Raw genomic sequence first — 18,792 nt, 5'->3', positions numbered from 1 at the left:
TTATGGCGCCCATCCCATGGCCATCAGCACGGTTGCAACGGCGAATACCATGAACAGTGACAGCGGCAGGAACACTTTCCAACCCAAACGCATCAGCTGATCATAGCGATACCGTGGAACCATCGCCTTCACCATTGCGAACATGAAGAATACCAGCAGGCCTTTCAGCAGGAACCAGACGATGCCAGGAACCCAGGTAAATGGCGCAATGTCCAGCGGGGGAAGCCAACCGCCCATGAACAGAATGGTCATCAAAGAACACATCAGGCAAATCGAAACATATTCACCCAACATGAACATCATGTATGGCGTGGACCCGTACTCCACCATGAAACCGGCAACCAGCTCAGATTCAGCTTCTGCCAAATCAAAGGGCGGACGATTGGTTTCTGCCAATGCCGAGATGAAGAACACCACAAACATTGGGAACAGCGGCAGCCAATACCAGTTTAGAATGGACAACCAAGGCACGCCCAGCATGGTCGCTAGACCCGTCTGTTGCGACTCTACAATCTCGGTAAGATTGAGGGATCCGACACACAGCAGAACGGTAACGATCACAAAACCAATGGAAACCTCATAGGAAACCATTTGCGCCGCCGACCGCAACGCAGACAAGAACGGGTATTTGGAGTTCGACGCCCACCCGCCGACAATAACGCCATAGACGCCAAGCGACGAAATCGCAAAAACATAGAGAATGCCCACATTGATGTCAGCAATCACCCAGCCATCTGCGACAGGGATCACAGCCCAAGCGGCCAGCGACAGCATCACTGTTATCAGCGGCGCAAACAAGAACAGGAACTTGTCAGACCCCGAAGGTATTACCGGTTCTTTGAGAGCGAATTTCAAAAGGTCCGCAAAGCTTTGAAAAAGCCCCCAAGGGCCCACCACGTTCGGACCACGGCGTATCTGTACCGCCGCCCAGACCTTTCGGTCCGCATAAAGAACATATGCAACGATCAGCAGCAAAACCACCATCAACAGCACACTTTGCGCAAGCATGATGATGAGCGGCAAACCGTAGTCAGTCCAAAGTTCTGCCATATCCCCCGCCCCTACTCTGCAGCCTCAAGTGCACGTGATCTGGCGAGTTGAGAACACTCTGCCATCACCGCCGAAGCCCGCGCAATTGGGTTCGTCAAATAAAAATCGCTCACAGAAGAAACAAAGGCTGAACCCTGAAGATCACCACCAACAGCGGCCAACCTTGAAATTTCTTCAGCTGCTGCACCTCGTTCAATCTGCTCCACACCCAAAAGGTGCGGATAAGCTTCATATAACGCCGCACGCAACTCGTTGAAGCTATCAAATGGAAGGGCCTCTCCTGTATGACCCGACAAAGCTCGGAAAATCGCCCAGTCCTCGCGCGCATCCCCCGGAGGGAATGCCGCCCGCGGGGCCAATTGCACCCGACCTTCCAGATTGACATAAGTGCCCGGCTTTTCTGTATAGGCCGCGCCTGGCAAAATGACATCAGCCCGATGCGCACCGCGGTCTCCATGGGTGCCGATGTACACGACAAACGCATTTCCAAATGCGTCCATGTCCATTTCATCTGCCCCAAGCAAAAAGACAACGTCGAGATCGCCTTTGCCCGCCGCCTCTTGAATGCCACCAGCAGAAAGACCACCATTTTGTGGCGTGAAACCGATATCCAGCCCACCTACGCGGCTTGCCGCGTTAGCCAGAAGGTTGAAGCCGTTCCATTCGTCGCCAACCGCGCCAACGGAAGTCGCAACACGAGCGGCTGCAGACAAGACCGCCTGACCATCTTCGCGAGCAACGGCTCCTTCACCAACAATGATCATCGGCTTGTCAGCATTCTTCAGTGTTTCGAAGAATGCCCCCTTGCCAGATGCCATTTCCGCCAGCGTATCAGTGCCAGCGCCAAGGTACGTGACCGGGTAGGTCTGATCAATCTGCTCGCCAATAAAGCCGATCGGGATCCCGGCAGCGCGGAAACGCTTCAGAATTCGCGTATTGAGAACTGACGCTTCGTGGCGTGGATTGGCTCCAATCATCAAGATTGCATCAGCGTCTTCAATGCCTTCAATGGTACTGTTAAAGATGTAGGTTGAACGACCCAGAGCCGGATCCAACTGTGCACCATCTTGACGGCAATCCAAATGATTGGATCCGATGGATGTCATCAAAGCCTTGAGTGCAAACATGTCCTCGACCGAGGCCAGATCACCTGCAATGGCACCGACGCGTTCGCCACCAGCGGCCTTCACCTTATCGGCCACCGTCTGGAACGCCTCTTGCCACGCGGCTGCCGTCAACTTTCCATCGCGCTTGACATAAGGGCGATCAAGCCGCTGCGTCCGCAATCCGTCCCAAATAAAACGGGTCTTGTCCGAAATCCACTCTTCGTTCACCGCCTCATTGGTACGAGGCATGATCCGCATGACCTCACGACCGCGGGTATCCACCCGAATGGCAGATCCGACTGCATCCATGACATCAATGCCCTCGGTCTTGGTCAGTTCCCATGGCCGCGCGTTGAACGCATACGGGCGTGATGTGAGCGCTCCAACCGGACACAGATCTACGACGTTGCCCTGTAGCTCGGAAGACATGGCACTTTCCAGATAGGTCGTAATCTCCGCGTCTTCACCACGGCCCGTCAAACCCAGTTCCGATACACCTGCAACTTCAGTCGTAAATCGCACACAGCGCGTACAGTGAATGCAGCGTGTCATCACTGTCTTCACCAAAGGGCCGATATATTTGTCTTCAACCGCGCGCTTGTTTTCTTCAAAACGCGATGAATCCACACCATACGCCATCGCCTGATCTTGTAGATCGCATTCGCCGCCCTGGTCGCAAATCGGACAATCGAGTGGGTGGTTGATGAGCAAGAACTCCATCACCCCTTCCCGCGCCTTTTTCACCATTGGGCTTTTCGTAAATACCTCAGGTGGCTCACCATTCGGACCCGGACGCATATCCTTGACGTTCATTGCACAAGAGGCTGTGGGCTTGGGCGGTCCGCCCTTCACTTCCACCAGACACATGCGGCAGTTGCCGGCAATGGATAGACGGTCATGGTAACAGAACCGGGGAATTTCTGCGCCAGCCTCTTCACAGGCCTGAAGCAGGGTATATTCGCCCGGCACTTCAATCTCTCTGCCGTCGACGACGATCTTACGCATCAATCGCTCTCCGTCCCCTATCACTCAGCCGCTTGCGCCGGAACGCTGCGCTTGCGCGCAACATACTGGTCGATCCGGTCTTCAATAACCGGGCGGAAATTCTTGATCAGCCCCTGAATGGGCCATGCAGCGGCATCACCCAAAGCACAAATGGTATGGCCTTCCACCTGCTTGGTGACCTTGAAGAGCATGTCGATCTCTTCATAGGAGCTTTCGCCTTTGACCATCCGCTCCATGACGCGCCACATCCAGCCGGTACCTTCCCGGCACGGAGTGCACTGCCCGCAGCTCTCATGCTTGTAGAAGTAGGAAATGCGCGAGATCGCCTTTATGATGTCCGTGGACTTATCCATGACAATCACAGCCGCTGTACCCAGTGAAGAGCCCACTTCCTTCAAGCCATCGAAATCCATGATGGCATCCTTCATGTCCTCACCCTTCACACAGGGCACGGAAGATCCGCCGGGGATAACAGCCAGAAGGTTGTCCCAACCACCACGGATCCCTCCACAGTGGCGTTCTATTAGCTCTTTGAACGGAATGCCCATTTCTTCTTCAACGGTACATGGGCGTTCCACGTGACCGGAAATGCAGAAAAGCTTTGTGCCCGCGTTGTTCTCGCGCCCCATACCGGAGAACCAGGCAGCACCGCGCCGCAAGATGCTCGGCGCAACGGCAATCGACTCAACGTTGTTTACCGTCGTTGGGCAGCCATAAACACCCATGTTCGCCGGGAAAGGTGGCTTCAACCGCGGCTGCCCCTTCTTGCCTTCAAGGCTTTCCAGGAGCGCCGTTTCTTCACCGCAAATGTAAGCACCGGCACCGTGGTGGACATAGATGTCGAAATCATATCCATGGACATTGTTCTTGCCGATCAAACCAGCGTCATAGGCTTGATCAATTGCAGCCTGAAGGCGCTCGCGCTCCCGAATGAACTCGCCGCGCACATAAATGTAAGCTGCGATCGCGCCCATTGCGAAGCCTGCCAGCAAGCACCCCTCAACCAGATGGTGAGGATCATGGCGCATGATCTCGCGGTCCTTACAGGTGCCGGGCTCAGATTCATCCGCGTTCACGACGAGGTAGGCGGGCCTTCCGTCGCTCTTTTTAGGCATGAAAGACCATTTGAGGCCCGTCGGGAACCCCGCGCCCCCGCGCCCCCGCAGGCCGGAAGCCTTCATTTCCTCAACAATCCAGTCGCGGCCTTTGCCGATGATGTCCTGTGTTCCGGACCAACAGCCGCGCTTTCTGGCACCTTCCAGACCCCAATCATGAAGTCCGTAGATATTGGTGAAGATACGATCCTGATCCTGCAGCATCCCTTAGCCCTCACCTTGTTCAGCAAGTTTGGCCTTCTGCTCTTTCGCGAAGGCTTCATTGAACGCGTCGACACCTTCCTGCGCCGGATGCGGCACACCGGTATAGCCCTTGCCACCTTTATTGATGTGCTCTCCGGCAAACTCGCGAGAGGCCTTATCTGATCCATCAACAATTTGCGGCGCCGGATCACCACCGACCGTATCATCATCGATCTCGGTCAACGTCGTCGGTCCACCCTCGGGTGCAGCAAACCGACGATCCGTTTGCGGACCGGGCGTTACTTCCCGTCCGGCAGCGATGTCATCGATCAGCTTGCTCAAGGTTTCCTCGGTTAGATCCTCATAAGTATCCTTGAAAATCTGTACCATTGGCGCATTGGAGCACGCACCGAGGCACTCAACTTCTTCCCAAGAGAAGTTTCCATCCTCCGACAACTCATGGGCCTTTTCAGCAATTTTACTCTTGCAGACGCGGATCAGCCCTTCGGCGCCGCGCAACTGGCACGGCGTGGTGCCACATACCTGAATATGCGCTTTCTTGCCAACCGGCTGAAGCTGGAACATGGTGTAGAAAGTAGCCACTTCCAGAACGCGGATTTTTGGCATGTCCAGAAGATCGGCAACCACGCGGATCGCCGGCTCTGTCAACCAACCTTCATTCTGCTCCTGAGCACGCCACAAGATTGGAATCACAGCAGACGCCTGCCGTCCCTCCGGGTAGCGCTCGATGACTTTTTTCGCCCACTCCAGGTTTTCCGGTGTGAACTCAAAGCTTTCCGGCTGTTCATGATGAAGACGACGCACTGACATTATCGGTCAATCTCCCCGAATACGATGTCGATGGACCCGAGCACGGCTGCTACGTCGGCCAGCATATGGCCGCGACAAAGGAAGTCCATCGCCTGCAAATGCGCAAAGCCCGGAGCCTTGATCTTGCAGCGATACGGCTTGTTTGTTCCGTCGGATACGAGATAAACGCCGAACTCGCCCTTGGGCGCTTCAACAGCGGCGTAAACCTCGCCTTCCGGCACGTGGTAGCCTTCGGTATAAAGTTTGAAGTGGTGGATCAACGCTTCCATTGAGCGCTTCATCTCGCCACGTTTCGGCGGCACAATTTTGCCGTCAGTAGACGAAACAGGGCCTCGACCGGAGTCCATGTTCAGTTTTTCAATACACTGTTTCATGATGCGCACGGATTGGCGCATCTCAAACATGCGGATCAAGTAACGATCATAGCAGTCGCCATTCTTGCCGACCGCAATATCGAATTCCATTTCCTCGTAGCACTCGTAGGGCTGCGCTTTACGCAGGTCCCACTTGGCCCCCGAGCCACGCACCATGACACCGGAAAAGCCAAGAGCCCAACAATCCTCCAAGGAAACGACACCGATATCCACGTTTCGCTGTTTGAAGATGCGGTTATCCGTCAACAAGCCTTCAATGTCATCCAAGGTCTTGAGAAATGGATCACACCAAGCTCCAATATCATCGATAAGATCCTGAGGCAGGTCCTGATGTACGCCGCCGGGCCGAACATAGGCGGCATGCATCCGCGCACCGCAAGCTCGCTCATAAAACGCCATCAGCTCTTCACGCGGCTCAAAGCCCCACAACGGCGGTGTCAACGCGCCAACGTCCATGGCTTGTGTGGTGACATTCAGCAAATGGGAGAGCAATCGCCCGATTTCAGAATACAGAACCCGGATGAGTTGACCGCGTCGCGGCACCTCGATATCCAGCAACCGTTCAACTGCAAGGGCGAACGCATGCTCCTGATTCATCGGGGCCACATAATCCAGACGATCAAAATAGGGTACCGCCTGCAAGTAGGTCTTGTGCTCGATCAACTTCTCGGTTCCCCGATGCAGCAACCCGATATGCGGATCGACACGGGTAACCACCTCACCATCGAGCTCAAGCACCAAGCGCAGCACACCGTGAGCCGCAGGGTGCTGCGGACCGAAGTTGATATTAAAATTGCGAACCTGAGCCTCAGCCATCAGTACACGCCTCAGTTCGATGCTTTTTCGTCGCCCGGAAGCACGTAGTCAGTGCCTTCCCACGGCGAGAGAAAGTCAAAATTGCGGAATTCCTGGTTCAGTTGCACCGGCTCATACACCACGCGCTTTCGTTCATCGTCGTAACGCACTTCCACGTATCCGGTGAGCGGGAAGTCCTTACGCAGCGGATGTCCATCGAAGCCATAGTCAGTCAACAATCGGCGCAGGTCCGGATGACCCGAGAACAGGATGCCGTACATGTCATAGGCTTCACGCTCGAACCAGTCAGCGCCAGAGAACACCGAAACGACGGACGGCACCTGCTCCCCCTCACCGGCTGCAATCTTTACGCGGACCCTTTGGTTCTGACGCGGCGACAAGAGGTGATACACCACATCGAAACGCTTCTCTCTACCTGGCCAGTCAACGCCGCAAATATCGACCAAGGCGGCAAATCCGCATCGAGCATCGTCACGCAGGAAACGAAGTACTTTCACAATCCGCGCTGCGGGAACATGCAGCGTCAATTCTCCAAAGGCGACAGACCAACCACTTAGGTCATCCAGAAGCTTCGCTTCAATATAGTCACCCAGTTCCGTGAGCGTCTCGTCCATGAACCTTTTCCTGTCCTTCGGACCAATGAGGAATAAAGGCGCTGGCTGCGCCTGAAAATTAACGTTCGATCGTACCTGTACGTCGGATCTTTTTCTGAAGCAGCAGAACGCCATAGAGCAGCGCTTCAGCTGTTGGAGGGCATCCAGGCACATAGATGTCTACAGGGACGACACGGTCACACCCGCGCACAACCGAATAAGAGTAGTGGTAGTATCCACCACCATTAGCGCAGGAGCCCATGGAGATCACATAGCGCGGCTCAGGCATTTGGTCATACACCTTGCGCAAAGCAGGCGCCATCTTGTTGGTCAATGTCCCTGCAACGATCATCACATCTGACTGACGCGGAGAACCACGAGGTGCAAATCCGAACCGTTCGCCATCGTAACGCGGCATCGACATTTGCATCATCTCTACGGCGCAGCACGCAAGACCAAAGGTCATCCACATCAAGGACCCGGTGCGCGCCCACTGGATAAGGCTCTCGGAGGAAGTGACAAGGAAGCCCTTGTCCGACAATTCGGTATTGATGCCTTTTACAAAAGGATCATCGGCGCCCACAGGCTTGCCGGTATTCGGATCCAGAATGCCCTTAGGTTGCTGCGCAACCATTGGGCGGGCTCCTTCAGGACTCAATCCCATTCCAGTGCCCCCTTCTTCCATTCATAAACAAAGCCTACGGTCAACACTGCGAGGAATATCATCATCGAGGAGAAACCAAACCATCCCAGATCACCAAAGGACACAGCCCACGGGAAAAGAAAGGCCACCTCGAGATCAAAAATGATGAACAAGATGGAGACAAGGTAGAAGCGGATGTCGAACTTCATGCGTGCATCATCAAACGCATTAAACCCGCATTCGTAAGCTGACAGTTTTTCTGAATCGGGACTCTTGTAAGCCAAGACGAACGGCGCGATCAACAGCGCCAAACCAATGACCAGAGCCACACCGATAAAGACGACGATTGGGATATAATCCCTTAAAAGCTCTTCCATCTCTGTTTGCATCCCTGCGCAGTTGGCCCACAGGGGCCTGGTAGCTACATTATGCAAGATCAATAAAAGTCAACACATCTCAGAAGGTTGCGAGCACCTCGCGTGCTGACAGCACCGCCATGCATTGGACGCACGATTAACTTAGCCCCTCCAAGAGCGCAAGACCCTACAGGACAGTAAATCCGTATACACCCATATATAGAATATATCGCAGTACTTTTCAGGGACCACCCACCCACAAAAAACCGCTGAAATCCGCTGGATACATAATCTTGAATATTGAACTCATATTATAGTTTACTTGCCTCATAAAGTTTTCCCCTAGCAGTTGAAACGCGCAAAAACGAAGGATCTACACCTCTGGCAGTGAGTCCTTTTTGAGGAGGGCGAAACAGTATTTACCTAGAGTAACCGGGGCAGGACAATAAACTCTTTATATCAATGCAGGTTTCACGGGCCGCTTCTGTCCAAAATGCCCGAAAACGCAAAAAGCGCGGCTGCATTCCTGCAAGCCGCGCTTTTTTGTTGAAATGAGTGGCGCGAGTGACGGGGCTCGAACCCGCGACCTCCGGCGTGACAGGCCGGCACTCTAACCAACTGAGCTACACCCGCTCTCAGACTATTTACCACAAGCTCACAACACCCTTAAAGGAATGGCGCGAGTGACGGGGCTCGAACCCGCGACCTCCGGCGTGACAGGCCGGCACTCTAACCAACTGAGCTACACCCGCTTCGTTCGAAGACGTTGTGTCGTCCTGAGGTGGCGCTGATGTACGGCGTGCACGCTCGCAAGTCAAGCGCCCTCAAAACAGGTTTCTCAGATTTTTCTCATAATCGCGATTTCTCTGTGCAAATCGCGCTCACCGCACTCTCTTCATGTGGAAAAACAAACCGAATAACATCCCCAGAATGCGTTTATCGTCAATGGCATGGCACGACACCGGCAAAACGACGACGCATAACCTCGCCACCCAAACACAGATTCCCGCGAATGGGCGCGGACAATGCGGCTCCTGCGTAATATACTCTAGGTAGTTGCAAGGAGCAGCGTCTGGACAAGGCTTCCAGCATGCAAAAGATACAGGGGAAAGTGGACATGAACACAACCATTAGGCTGGCCAAAGCCGCCACTCTGGCTCTGGCAGCATCCTTACCCGCTGCAAGTGCCCACGCGGGTGCTGGAGATTTTCTGGTCGGCGTTGGTGTGGGTGCGATTGGCAAAACAATATATGACAAGGCCACCCGTCAGCCCGCGCCGCCGCGCAACGTGCCCAGAGCAAGCCAGAACCGGGAGCAGGTGCGGGATATACAAGTCAGACTTAATGCGCTCGGCCACAACGCTGGTACGGCAGACGGCATCATGGGACGCAAGACGCGAGCGGCGATCTATGCTTTTCAAAAAGCACAAGGCTATACGCCAAATGGCAAACTCACGCAGGAACAGGTCGCCCGTCTTGTTGCCCTCACCTCCCCGGATTCCGAAACCAACACGACAACCATTCCGGTTGGCAAATCCGATTCAGGAAGCCATTCTAAAGATCAGAACCGCGCGGCATATACACCACCAACTCCTGCCATACATGGGCTGATCATAGGCGACAAGGCATCAGATCTTGGTAAAAGGCTCACCGAGATTGGTTACACGGATTGCGAGCAGGTCGAAGGGCTGTACCGCTGCACAGAAGACCTTGAAAACATGATGGATTCACTCACCGTCGCCACGGTGGACAACACCATTTACCTGCTATACCGCGATTTGGCCTTCAAAACCGAGGTTGCGCGGAGCGCCCTTGAAAGCCGCATGACCGACACCTATCCGACATTAATGAGCCAAGACGACCTGAGCCGTACAGAAGATGCATCCTGTACCGGCACGTTGCAGAAACCACTTTCAGCAGTTGTTGCCCCCGTTTCAACCTCTCCATCTGACCCCAACGTACTTAAAAAGGTTGCCGTCGCCTGTACGGATTATCAAGGCATCGCCTTGACTGGTGATCAAACAGTCACCCGAGCACAAATACTGCTCTATGATAACGACCCGATTAACCAGGCTCTGGAAGCCGGTACAGGTGTTTTCAAAGCAGCTAATGATGTACCGCCCGATTTAAAGTTTTAGTATTCAAAGCGCCGGGAGATAAAAGCCTCTCGGCGTTCGCTCCACTTTGAACAAGGTCACGACACCACCCGCTGCATCCTCAATATCCTCTGAATCGGGCTACAAACGCCGTTACGAGGCCATAGAGCGCGTGACCCACAAGCGATGCCCAAACCAACGGAATGAAGTCCAGAAAGGCTGGAGAGCCCCCTACAAGGTGTGCCATGAAATACAGGGCAAACACCCAAAGGCCAAATCCAAACCCCAGACCGATCACCCACCAGGGCAGTTGCGGCAAGATCACCTTCAAAAACGGCCGGGCAACCAAAAGATAGACAAGCGGGAAAACAACGATCCCTGTCAGAAGATGGATCATTTCTGCTGTGAAAAAATCATTGAAGCCAAATACGGATTGGACCAACGCTTCTGCTTGCAACGGCCCTCCAACCCAAAGCGGCGTCACAAATCTCGCCCAGATTTCCCAAACAGTCACAGCAGCGACCCCTGACAGGATCACGGTTCCCCAAAAAGCGCCGTTGATTAATGGAAACCCACTGTCTCTCGAATCTTGTAGCTTCGTGTTTTGATCTGACATGGACAAGCCCTCCTCCCTGGCATGACCTGTTGTGTACCGCCAACGCCGCTTTTGGGTTGACGGCCAACATTTATGCGGACCCATGAAGCACATGAGATCATCGCGTCACAAAACATAACCTTAGGGAAAACAAGCTGCCCATCCCACCAAAAGGATAAGCAAACAAAAAAACCGGAGAGCTGATTAAGCTTCCGGTCACTTGGAAATGGTGGGCGATGAGAGACTCGAACTCCCGACATCTTCGGTGTAAACGAAGCGCTCTACCAACTGAGCTAATCGCCCGATCTCTGCGCCTTTCAGCGCGTCGTCGATGCAGCGGTATGTACCCAACCCCGGCACGATTGGCAAGAGCATTCTTCGCCCCAACGCGCCCCTTTCTGTGCATAACCCAAGCAAACCAAGACTGTCCACAACATTGAAAACAAACGTACTTTTTGATGTTGGCTGAACAAAAAAAAACCCTGCCCATGATCTTGGACAGGGTTTTTTGAAAGATTGCCGGCAAATGCTTTACGCGTTCACGGCGTCCTTCAGGCCTTTGCCTGCCTTGAACTTTGGAGTCTTGGAAGCTGGAATCTGGATTGTTTCACCGGTGCGTGGGTTACGGCCTTCCGTTGCTGCGCGCTCAGAAACGGAGAAATTGCCAAAGCCGATGATCCGAACTTCGTTGCCGCCCTTGAGCGTTTCAGTGATAGCGTCGAACGCAGCTTCTACAGCTTCACCTGCCTGCGCCTTTGTCAGGCCAGTTTTTTCAGCAACGGCTCCGATCAGATCATTCTTATTCATGACTGTTCCTTTCCAAAATTCACCTGGAATGCCAGATTCGTAGAGCACTCCTTGACCGGACATTCACGGCATTTGGATAGCAAATCAAGTGAGAAACCGCAGAAAACTGCGGTTTTAGGGATGGTTTCAACGAAAAAAACCCCGAGCAATGCCCGGGGTCTATCTTAAAACGGTTTCAACTCACATTAATGAGCCACGATACCGGTTGTATCATCTTCGGCTACAACTGCCTCGGCGGCCTTTTTCTGGTCTTCTTCCGTCCAGTCGATTGGCTCCGGCATGCGCACCAACGCATGCTTAAGCACCTCACCCATTCGAGACACCGGCACGATCTCCAACGCGTTTTTCACGTTGTCCGGAATATCCGCGAGATCCTTGGCGTTATCCTGTGGGATAAGAACTTTCTTGATCCCACCACGCAACGCTGCCAGCAGTTTCTCTTTAAGGCCACCAATCGGAAGGACCCGACCACGCAAGGTGATTTCGCCAGTCATGGCAACATCACGCCGCACTTCAATGCCTGTCATCACCGAAATCACGGCTGTTGCCATCGCAATACCGGCAGAAGGACCGTCTTTCGGCGTCGCACCTTCCGGTACGTGAACGTGCAGCTCGCGTTTGTCGAACATCGGCGGTTCAATGCCGAAGTCCACCGCACGGGACCGCACATAAGATGCGGCAGCAGAAATAGACTCCTTCATCACGTCCTTGAGGTTGCCGGTGACCGTCATCTTGCCCTTGCCAGGCATCATGACACCTTCAATCGTCAACAACTCGCCGCCAACTTCCGTCCAGGCCAAGCCGGTTACCACACCCACCTGATCCTCGTCTTCCATCTGGCCGAACCGGTAACGCGGCACACCAAGATATTCTTCCACCAGCGCTTCATCCACCTCAATCACGGTCTTTTCGCTGGTAAGAATGTCTTTTACAGCCTTACGGGCAAGAGTTGCGATCTCGCGCTCCAAGTTACGAACGCCCGCTTCGCGGGTGTATAGCCGGATCACCTTGCGCAGAGACTCATCAGAGATGCTGAACTCGCCATCCTTCAGACCATGGTTCTGCATTGCCTTCGGCAACAAGTGGCGACGAGAGATTTCGACCTTTTCGTCCTCTGTGTAGCCAGCAATACGTATCACTTCCATACGGTCCATCAACGGGCCGGGAATATTGAGCGTATTGGCGGTCGTCACGAACATAACGTCAGAGAGATCATATTCGACCTCCAAGTAGTGATCCATGAAGCTGCCATTCTGCTCGGGGTCCAGAACCTCCAACAACGCGGAGGACGGATCACCGCGGAAATCCATGCCCATCTTGTCGATCTCATCGAGCAAGAAAAGCGGGTTGGACTTCTTGGCCTTTTTCATGGACTGGACGACCTTACCGGGCATGGAGCCGATGTAGGTCCGCCGGTGACCACGAATCTCGGCCTCATCACGAACGCCGCCCAAAGACATGCGCACGAACTCCCGCCCAGTGGCACGCGCAATGGACTGCCCCAGAGACGTCTTACCAACGCCGGGTGGACCAACCAGACACAGGATCGGACCACGTAGCTTGTTAGCCCGTTTCTGGACGGCAAGGTATTCGATGATCCGTTCCTTGACCTTCTCCAGCCCGTAATGATCCTTGTCCAATACCTCTTCGGCATAGCCCAGGTCATGCTTGACCTTGGACTTTTTGCCCCAAGGAATAGACAGCATCCAATCCAGATAGTTGCGCACAACAGTTGCTTCGGCGGACATTGGGCTCATCTGCTTGAGCTTTTTCAACTCAGCATTGACCTTTTCGCGGGCTTCCTTGGAGAGCTTTGTCTTTTTGATGCGCTCTTCAAGTTCCGCCAGCTCATCACGTCCGTCTTCGCCTTCGCCGAGCTCCTTCTGAATGGCCTTCATTTGCTCATTCAGATAGTACTCGCGTTGCGTTTTCTCCATCTGACGCTTGACGCGTGATCGAATACGCTTTTCAACCTGCAGGACGGAAATCTCGCTTTCCATCAGCCCCAGCACCTTTTCGAGGCGCTCGGCGACGGAAACCGTTCCAAGAATATCCTGCTTGTCCTGAATCTTGACCGCCAGGTGCGAGGCAATGGTGTCCGCCAGCTTGGAATAGTCTTCCAACTGGTTTACAGCGCCGAGAACCTCAGGCGATACTTTCTTGTTCAGCTTGACGTAGTTTTCGAACTCCGAAAGCACGGAACGACCGAGCGCTTCAATCTCGACTTCGCTGTCATCGGTCTCGTCAAGCACAGTTGCTTGCGCTTCGAACAAGTCGTCACGCTGAGTGAATTCCGAAATCTCTGCGCGCGCACCACCTTCAACCAGCACCTTGACGGTGTTGTCCGGCAGTTTCAAAAGTTGAAGCACCGTTGCCAGCGTACCAACCTTGTAAATCTGCTCTGCATCAGGGTCATCATCAGCAGCGTTGATCTGTGTTGCGAGCAAGATCTGTTTATCAGTGCTCATCACCTCTTCGAGAGCACGAATGGATTTTTCGCGCCCTACAAAGAGCGGCACGATCATATGCGGAAAAACGACGATGTCGCGCAATGGGAGCACGGGGAAAACCGTCTTTTCCGTCTCTCCAGTCAGGCGCGTTTCATTGTCAGCCATATTTGATCCTTTCATGTGGTGCGGGTCGCAGCTTGCGCGGCGGCGCACACGAGGGACGCAATGCAAGTTTCCAAAAGCGGCAAACTATCCAGGCCGGAACTGGACATCTCACAAATGAGCCTGACCAGGTCCGCCGCGATTGCGGTGATGACTATTAGGTGGCCACCCCGCACTGCTGTGTCAAGCACTCACCAATCACGCAATCAAGCCAACTGTTGATAGCATTGTGATCAGCGATCACTGCCAAGTTCACCACCTCGGCTCAGCCGAAATATACTCATTTACTGAATCGAAACGGGCGGTCCATCTCCAAAAGGGGCCGCCCGCTCTGAAATCCTGTGTGCCTGATGTGGCCCTTACGCGCTGGTCGCAGAGGTCTCGGCACGGTCCTCGTAAATGTACAAGGGGCGCGCTTTCCCATCGACGACTTCAGGCGAAATCACTACTTCTTTCACGCCCTTCAGACCTGGAAGCTCATACATTGTTTCCAGCAAGATCGCCTCAAGAATGGACCGCAAACCACGGGCCCCAGTCTTGCGTTCGATCGCCTTGCGCGCAATGGCACGCAAAGCATCTTCGTGGAAGTTGAGCTCTACGTTCTCCATCTCGAACAAACGCTGATACTGTTTGACAAGCGCGTTCTTCGGTTCGGACAAGATCGTGATCAACGCATCTTCATCCAGGTCTTCAAGCGTCGCGATCACAGGCAAACGACCCACGAATTCCGGAATGAGGCCGAACTTCAACAGATCTTCCGGTTCCAGTTCGGAGAACAGTTCGCCTGTCTTCCGATCTTCCGGCGACATGACGGTAGCGCTGAAGCCAATGGAAGTTTTTCGCCCACGATCAGAGATGATCTTGTCGAGCCCAGCAAACGCGCCACCGCAAATAAACAGGATGTTCGTCGTATCCACCTGCAGGAATTCCTGCTGAGGATGCTTACGTCCCCCTTGAGGTGGAACAGAAGCGACGGTCCCCTCCATGATCTTCAGAAGGGCTTGCTGTACGCCTTCCCCGGATACATCGCGTGTAATGGATGGATTGTCCGATTTGCGGGTGATCTTGTCCACCTCGTCAATATAGACAATGCCGCGCTGCGCCCGCTCCACGTTGTAGTCAGAGGCCTGAAGCAACTTGAGAATAATATTCTCGACGTCCTCCCCCACGTAACCGGCTTCGGTCAGTGTGGTCGCATCTGCCATCGTAAATGGTACATCCAGAATACGAGCGAGTGTCTGAGCCAACAACGTCTTGCCGCACCCTGTCGGGCCCACCAGCAGAATGTTGGACTTTGCCAATTCCACATCATTGTTCTTTGCCGCGTGGTTCAGGCGTTTGTAGTGGTTGTGAACCGCTACCGACAAAACCTTCTTGGCGCCGCTCTGGCCGATCACATAATCATCCAGTACCGCGCTGATCTCTTGCGGTGTTGGGATCCCGTCGCGGGTCTTCACCAGAGAAGACTTGTTCTCTTCCCGGATGATGTCCATGCATAGTTCGACGCATTCATCGCAAATGAAAACGGTTGGCCCGGCGATGAGTTTGCGCACTTCATGCTGGCTCTTTCCGCAAAACGAGCAGTAAAGCGTATTCTTGCTGTCGCTGCCGCTGGCTTTGCTCATGAGTTATAACCCCGCATCGTTTTGAGGACATGCGTCCCCACTTTGAACTTTATTCAGTCGCCGGCCAGATGGGTGAACGGCGTTCCTACTCACTTAGCGCGTTTGACGGCACCGATCTAGTAAGAACATTGAGAAACCCTAACGCGACGATCAATTAACCGATAGTTTGACTGCAAAAATCAACAATCCATTAAGACCCATTCTGGGACACAGGATTTTGATGTGAAGAATTCACGCAAACACCGTGCCACAGTCAAATCCTCGGAAATCAGTCCTCGTTCTGAGCATTCAGACTATCGCGGTTCTCAATAACCTTGTCGATCAAACCGAATTCCATGGCCTGTGTAGCGGTCATGAAGTTGTCACGTTCCAGCGCCTCTTCAATCTCATCCAGCGTACGGCCAGTATGCTGAACGTAGATCTCGTTGAGACGACGCTTCAGCTTCAATATTTCTTGCGCATGCAGCATGATGTCCGCCGCCTGTCCACGAAAACCACCGGACGGCTGGTGCACCATCACACGGCTGTTTGGCAAGGAGAACCTCATGCCTTTTTCACCACCAGCCAGAAGCAACGACCCCATGCTGGCCGCCTGACCAATGCAAAGCGTACTGATCTTGGGCTTGATGAACTGCATGGTATCGTAGATCGCAAGACCCGACGTGACGATGCCACCCGGTGAATTGATATACAGCGCAATTTCCTTGTTCGGATTTTCCGCTTCCAGATAGAGCAGCTGTGAACAGATCAGCGTCGCCATCGTATCTTCAACCGGGCCGGTAACGAAGATAATGCGTTCTTTCAGAAGTCGGGAGAAGATATCAAACGCGCGTTCGCCGCGGTTCGTTTGCTCCACAACCATCGGCACCAGACTGTTCGTAAAGTACTCTACAGGATCGGTCATGCGTCATCCATTGTTTTGCAAGAGTGGTCCGGAACCACTCCCCCGTCTCAAATCACTGACGGGTCTAAAGTCAATCTGCGAGTCGAAAAAGCGACTATCCCAACATAAGGTATGTCGCCTCGTTCTTAAAGGGATTGAAGCCCCTCTCACACCCAGCGCATCCGCTAAGTAGCATTCACTGCGGAAATTTCAATAGTCGGCTTCAAGATGCCCCCGTTTCCTCGCTGATTGCAAAGAAAACGGAGGCCCTGAGCCAGAGCCTCCGCCAAATTTCTTCCATTGTTTGTGGAAGATTATTCTTCGTCTTCGTCCTGCTTAAGCAGCTCTTCCTTGGAAACAACCTTGTCGTTGACCTTGGCAAGCTCGAGGATGAAGTCCACAACCTTTTCTTCGTAGATCGGTGCGCGCAGAGAGGCCAGTGCCTGTGGGTTCTTCTGGTAGAATTCGAAGACCTGCTGCTCCTGTCCAGGGAACTGACGAACGCGATCATACAGAGCGCGCTGAACTTCTTCGTCAGATACCTGGATATTGTTCTTCTCACCAACTTCAGACAGTACCAGACCCAGACGAACACGGCGTTCGGCAATGCGCTGGTATTCGGCCTTGGCTTCGTCTTCCGTGGTATCTTCGTCCTCGAAGGTCTTGCCGCTCTGTTCCATATCGGCCTGAACCTGACGCCACACACCATCAAACTCGGTGGTAACGAGCTTTTCTGGCAGATCGAAGGAGTAGGCTTCGTCCATCTTGTCCAGAAGCGCGCGCTTCACCTTCTGACGGGTTGCCGCGCCGTACTGGCTCTCGATCTGACCACGGATGATTTCCTTCAGGCTATCCAGAGATTCCAGACCCAGCTTCTTGGCCATTTCGTCGTCGATGACCAGCTCACCCGGAGCTGCAATTTCCTTCACCACGACATCAAAAGTAGCGACCTTGCCTGCAAGATGCTGAGCGCCATACTCTTCCGGGAAGGTCACTTCTACAACCTTCTCGTCGCCGACCTTCAGGCCAACCAGCTGCTCTTCAAAGCCAGGGATGAACTGACCGGAACCCAAAACGATCTGGCCGTTTTCATCTGCACCACCTTCGAAAGGCTCACCGTCGATCTTGCCGAGGTAAGACATTGTGATGCGATCGCCATCCTGAGCTGCGGCGCCTTCTTCGCGCGGCTCGAAGGTGCGGTTGCTCTCTGCGATCTGCTTGACCTGCTCGTCAACTTCTTCCTCGGAGATTTCAACAATCGGACGTTCCAACTCGATGGTGGAGAAGTCGATCAGCTCGAACTCGGGCAGAATGTCATACTTCATGGAGAAGGTCAGATCTGCATCGCCGGCCAGAACGCGTTCAGCGTCTTCTTCCGGCAGGTCGATTTCCGGCTGCATGGCAGGCTTTTCACTGCGCTCTTCAACGGCCTTGTTGGAGGTCTCGTTGATCATGTTGCTCAGCAGCTCGGCCATGGCCTGACGACCGTAAACCTTTTTCAGATGCGAAGTCGGAACCTTGCCTGGACGGAAGCCATTGATGCGCACCTTGCCCTTGAGGTCTTCAAGATACTCATCGAGGCGAGTTGCCAGATCAGATGCTGGAATAACGATCTTCAGTTCGCGCTTCAGGCCTTCAGCCAGGGTTTCTGTTACCTGCATGGTACTTGTCTTCGTCCTTAATTTAGAACGTGTACTCAGCAAATCCGCTGTGATTTGCCTTCGGCTCAGTGAAAGAACCAGTCTATTTCAGGGGAAAACAATTTTGCGAGGATCATTTTTCCTCAGCAACAAACCACCCAAAAAACCGGACGACTTTCAACCGAACTTTGACAACGCCCTCAACTTTTCAAGTTTCCGATAGGGTACGGTTGTCGTCAAGTTGCACACCGTATTACCGGGGGTTTGGTGCGGCTGGAGGGACTCGAACCCCCACGGTCTCCCGCCAGAACCTAAATCTGGTGCGTCTACCAATTTCGCCACAGCCGCAACGTTGTGGTGCTGACTAATTGCTCGGTCAGAGGAAGTCAACCGCCTTGCTCATGTTGTTTTCGGGCAACGGGCACTTTATCCCATTTTTTTGTTACCAACGCCTCCCACCTAC

15 protein-coding genes and 4 tRNA genes are annotated in these 18,792 nt (G+C 53.6%); 1 reads left to right on the top strand and 18 read right to left on the bottom strand.

Annotated features, from left to right (window positions below):
• The 10 genes from nuoH to G512_RS0105775 all read right to left on the bottom strand — a co-directional run bounded on the left by nuoH (position 1) and on the right by G512_RS0105775 (position 8,824).
• Positions 1-1,050, bottom strand: a complete 1,050-nt coding sequence (gene nuoH, locus G512_RS0105820; RefSeq protein WP_028480893.1) for an NADH-quinone oxidoreductase subunit NuoH — start codon at positions 1,048-1,050, stop codon at positions 1-3.
• An 11-nt stretch (positions 1,051-1,061) separates the two neighbouring features.
• The gene (gene nuoG / locus G512_RS0105815; RefSeq protein ID WP_028480892.1) at positions 1,062-3,161 is read right to left on the bottom strand and encodes an NADH-quinone oxidoreductase subunit NuoG; all 2,100 of its coding nucleotides are present in this window, start codon (positions 3,159-3,161) and stop codon (positions 1,062-1,064) included.
• A 20-nt stretch (positions 3,162-3,181) separates the two neighbouring features.
• A complete protein-coding gene (nuoF, locus tag G512_RS0105810; RefSeq protein WP_028480891.1) occupies positions 3,182-4,480 on the bottom strand; it encodes an NADH-quinone oxidoreductase subunit NuoF in 1,299 nt (432 codons plus the stop codon).
• A 3-nt stretch (positions 4,481-4,483) separates the two neighbouring features.
• Positions 4,484-5,290 (bottom strand): NADH-quinone oxidoreductase subunit NuoE, encoded by an 807-nt coding sequence (gene nuoE / locus G512_RS0105805; RefSeq protein ID WP_028480890.1) that lies wholly within the window; start codon positions 5,288-5,290, stop codon positions 4,484-4,486.
• Positions 5,290-6,480: an NADH-quinone oxidoreductase subunit D gene (locus tag G512_RS0105800; RefSeq protein WP_028480889.1), complete on the bottom strand. Its 1,191-nt coding sequence runs from the start codon at positions 6,478-6,480 to the stop codon at positions 5,290-5,292. Before G512_RS0105800 ends, nuoE begins: the two co-directional genes overlap by 1 nt.
• Before the next feature lie 11 nt (positions 6,481-6,491).
• The gene (locus G512_RS0105795) at positions 6,492-7,094 is read right to left on the bottom strand and encodes an NADH-quinone oxidoreductase subunit C (protein ID WP_028480888.1); all 603 of its coding nucleotides are present in this window, start codon (positions 7,092-7,094) and stop codon (positions 6,492-6,494) included.
• A 58-nt stretch (positions 7,095-7,152) separates the two neighbouring features.
• Positions 7,153-7,737, bottom strand: a complete 585-nt coding sequence (locus G512_RS0105790; RefSeq protein ID WP_028480887.1) for a NuoB/complex I 20 kDa subunit family protein — start codon at positions 7,735-7,737, stop codon at positions 7,153-7,155.
• Positions 7,728-8,093: an NADH-quinone oxidoreductase subunit A gene (locus tag G512_RS0105785; protein ID WP_028480886.1), complete on the bottom strand. Its 366-nt coding sequence runs from the start codon at positions 8,091-8,093 to the stop codon at positions 7,728-7,730. Before G512_RS0105785 ends, G512_RS0105790 begins: the two co-directional genes overlap by 10 nt.
• 535 nt (positions 8,094-8,628) lie before the next feature.
• Positions 8,629-8,705, bottom strand: a tRNA-Asp gene (locus G512_RS0105780).
• A 42-nt stretch (positions 8,706-8,747) separates the two neighbouring features.
• A tRNA-Asp gene (locus G512_RS0105775) sits at positions 8,748-8,824 on the bottom strand.
• A gap of 365 nt (positions 8,825-9,189) precedes the next feature.
• On the opposite strand from G512_RS0105775, the gene G512_RS0105770 reads away from it, so the two are divergent.
• Positions 9,190-10,209, top strand: coding sequence for a peptidoglycan-binding domain-containing protein (locus tag G512_RS0105770; protein ID WP_162143363.1), 1,020 nt, complete (start codon positions 9,190-9,192; stop codon positions 10,207-10,209).
• Positions 10,210-10,288: 79 nt separating this feature from the next.
• On the opposite strand, the gene G512_RS0105765 is transcribed toward G512_RS0105770, so the two are convergent.
• From G512_RS0105765 to G512_RS0105730, 8 genes are all read right to left on the bottom strand, one after another.
• The gene (locus G512_RS0105765) at positions 10,289-10,783 is read right to left on the bottom strand and encodes a hypothetical protein (protein ID WP_028480884.1); all 495 of its coding nucleotides are present in this window, start codon (positions 10,781-10,783) and stop codon (positions 10,289-10,291) included.
• A gap of 206 nt (positions 10,784-10,989) precedes the next feature.
• Positions 10,990-11,065, bottom strand: a tRNA-Val gene (locus G512_RS0105760).
• Positions 11,066-11,293: 228 nt separating this feature from the next.
• Positions 11,294-11,569, bottom strand: coding sequence for an HU family DNA-binding protein (locus G512_RS0105755; protein ID WP_028480883.1), 276 nt, complete (start codon positions 11,567-11,569; stop codon positions 11,294-11,296).
• A 185-nt stretch (positions 11,570-11,754) separates the two neighbouring features.
• A complete protein-coding gene (lon, locus tag G512_RS0105750) occupies positions 11,755-14,184 on the bottom strand; it encodes an endopeptidase La (protein WP_028480882.1) in 2,430 nt (809 codons plus the stop codon).
• 356 nt (positions 14,185-14,540) lie between these two features.
• Positions 14,541-15,806, bottom strand: a complete 1,266-nt coding sequence (gene clpX / locus G512_RS0105745) for an ATP-dependent Clp protease ATP-binding subunit ClpX (protein WP_028480881.1) — start codon at positions 15,804-15,806, stop codon at positions 14,541-14,543.
• 268 nt (positions 15,807-16,074) lie between these two features.
• Positions 16,075-16,710 (bottom strand): ATP-dependent Clp endopeptidase proteolytic subunit ClpP, encoded by a 636-nt coding sequence (clpP, locus tag G512_RS0105740; protein ID WP_028480880.1) that lies wholly within the window; start codon positions 16,708-16,710, stop codon positions 16,075-16,077.
• Between the two features lie 293 nt (positions 16,711-17,003).
• A complete protein-coding gene (gene tig / locus G512_RS0105735; RefSeq protein WP_028480879.1) occupies positions 17,004-18,350 on the bottom strand; it encodes a trigger factor in 1,347 nt (448 codons plus the stop codon).
• Positions 18,351-18,594: 244 nt separating this feature from the next.
• Positions 18,595-18,677 (bottom strand) — tRNA-Leu (locus G512_RS0105730).
• Positions 18,678-18,792 lie beyond the last annotated feature (115 nt).

The sequence above is a fragment of the Pseudovibrio exalbescens DSM 16456 genome (assembly GCF_000422785.1).
GTDB classification, from domain to species: domain Bacteria; phylum Pseudomonadota; class Alphaproteobacteria; order Rhizobiales; family Stappiaceae; genus Pseudovibrio; species Pseudovibrio exalbescens.
The sequence above is the reverse complement of the archived record's forward strand: the minus strand, read 5'-3'. Positions and strand labels throughout refer to the sequence as shown.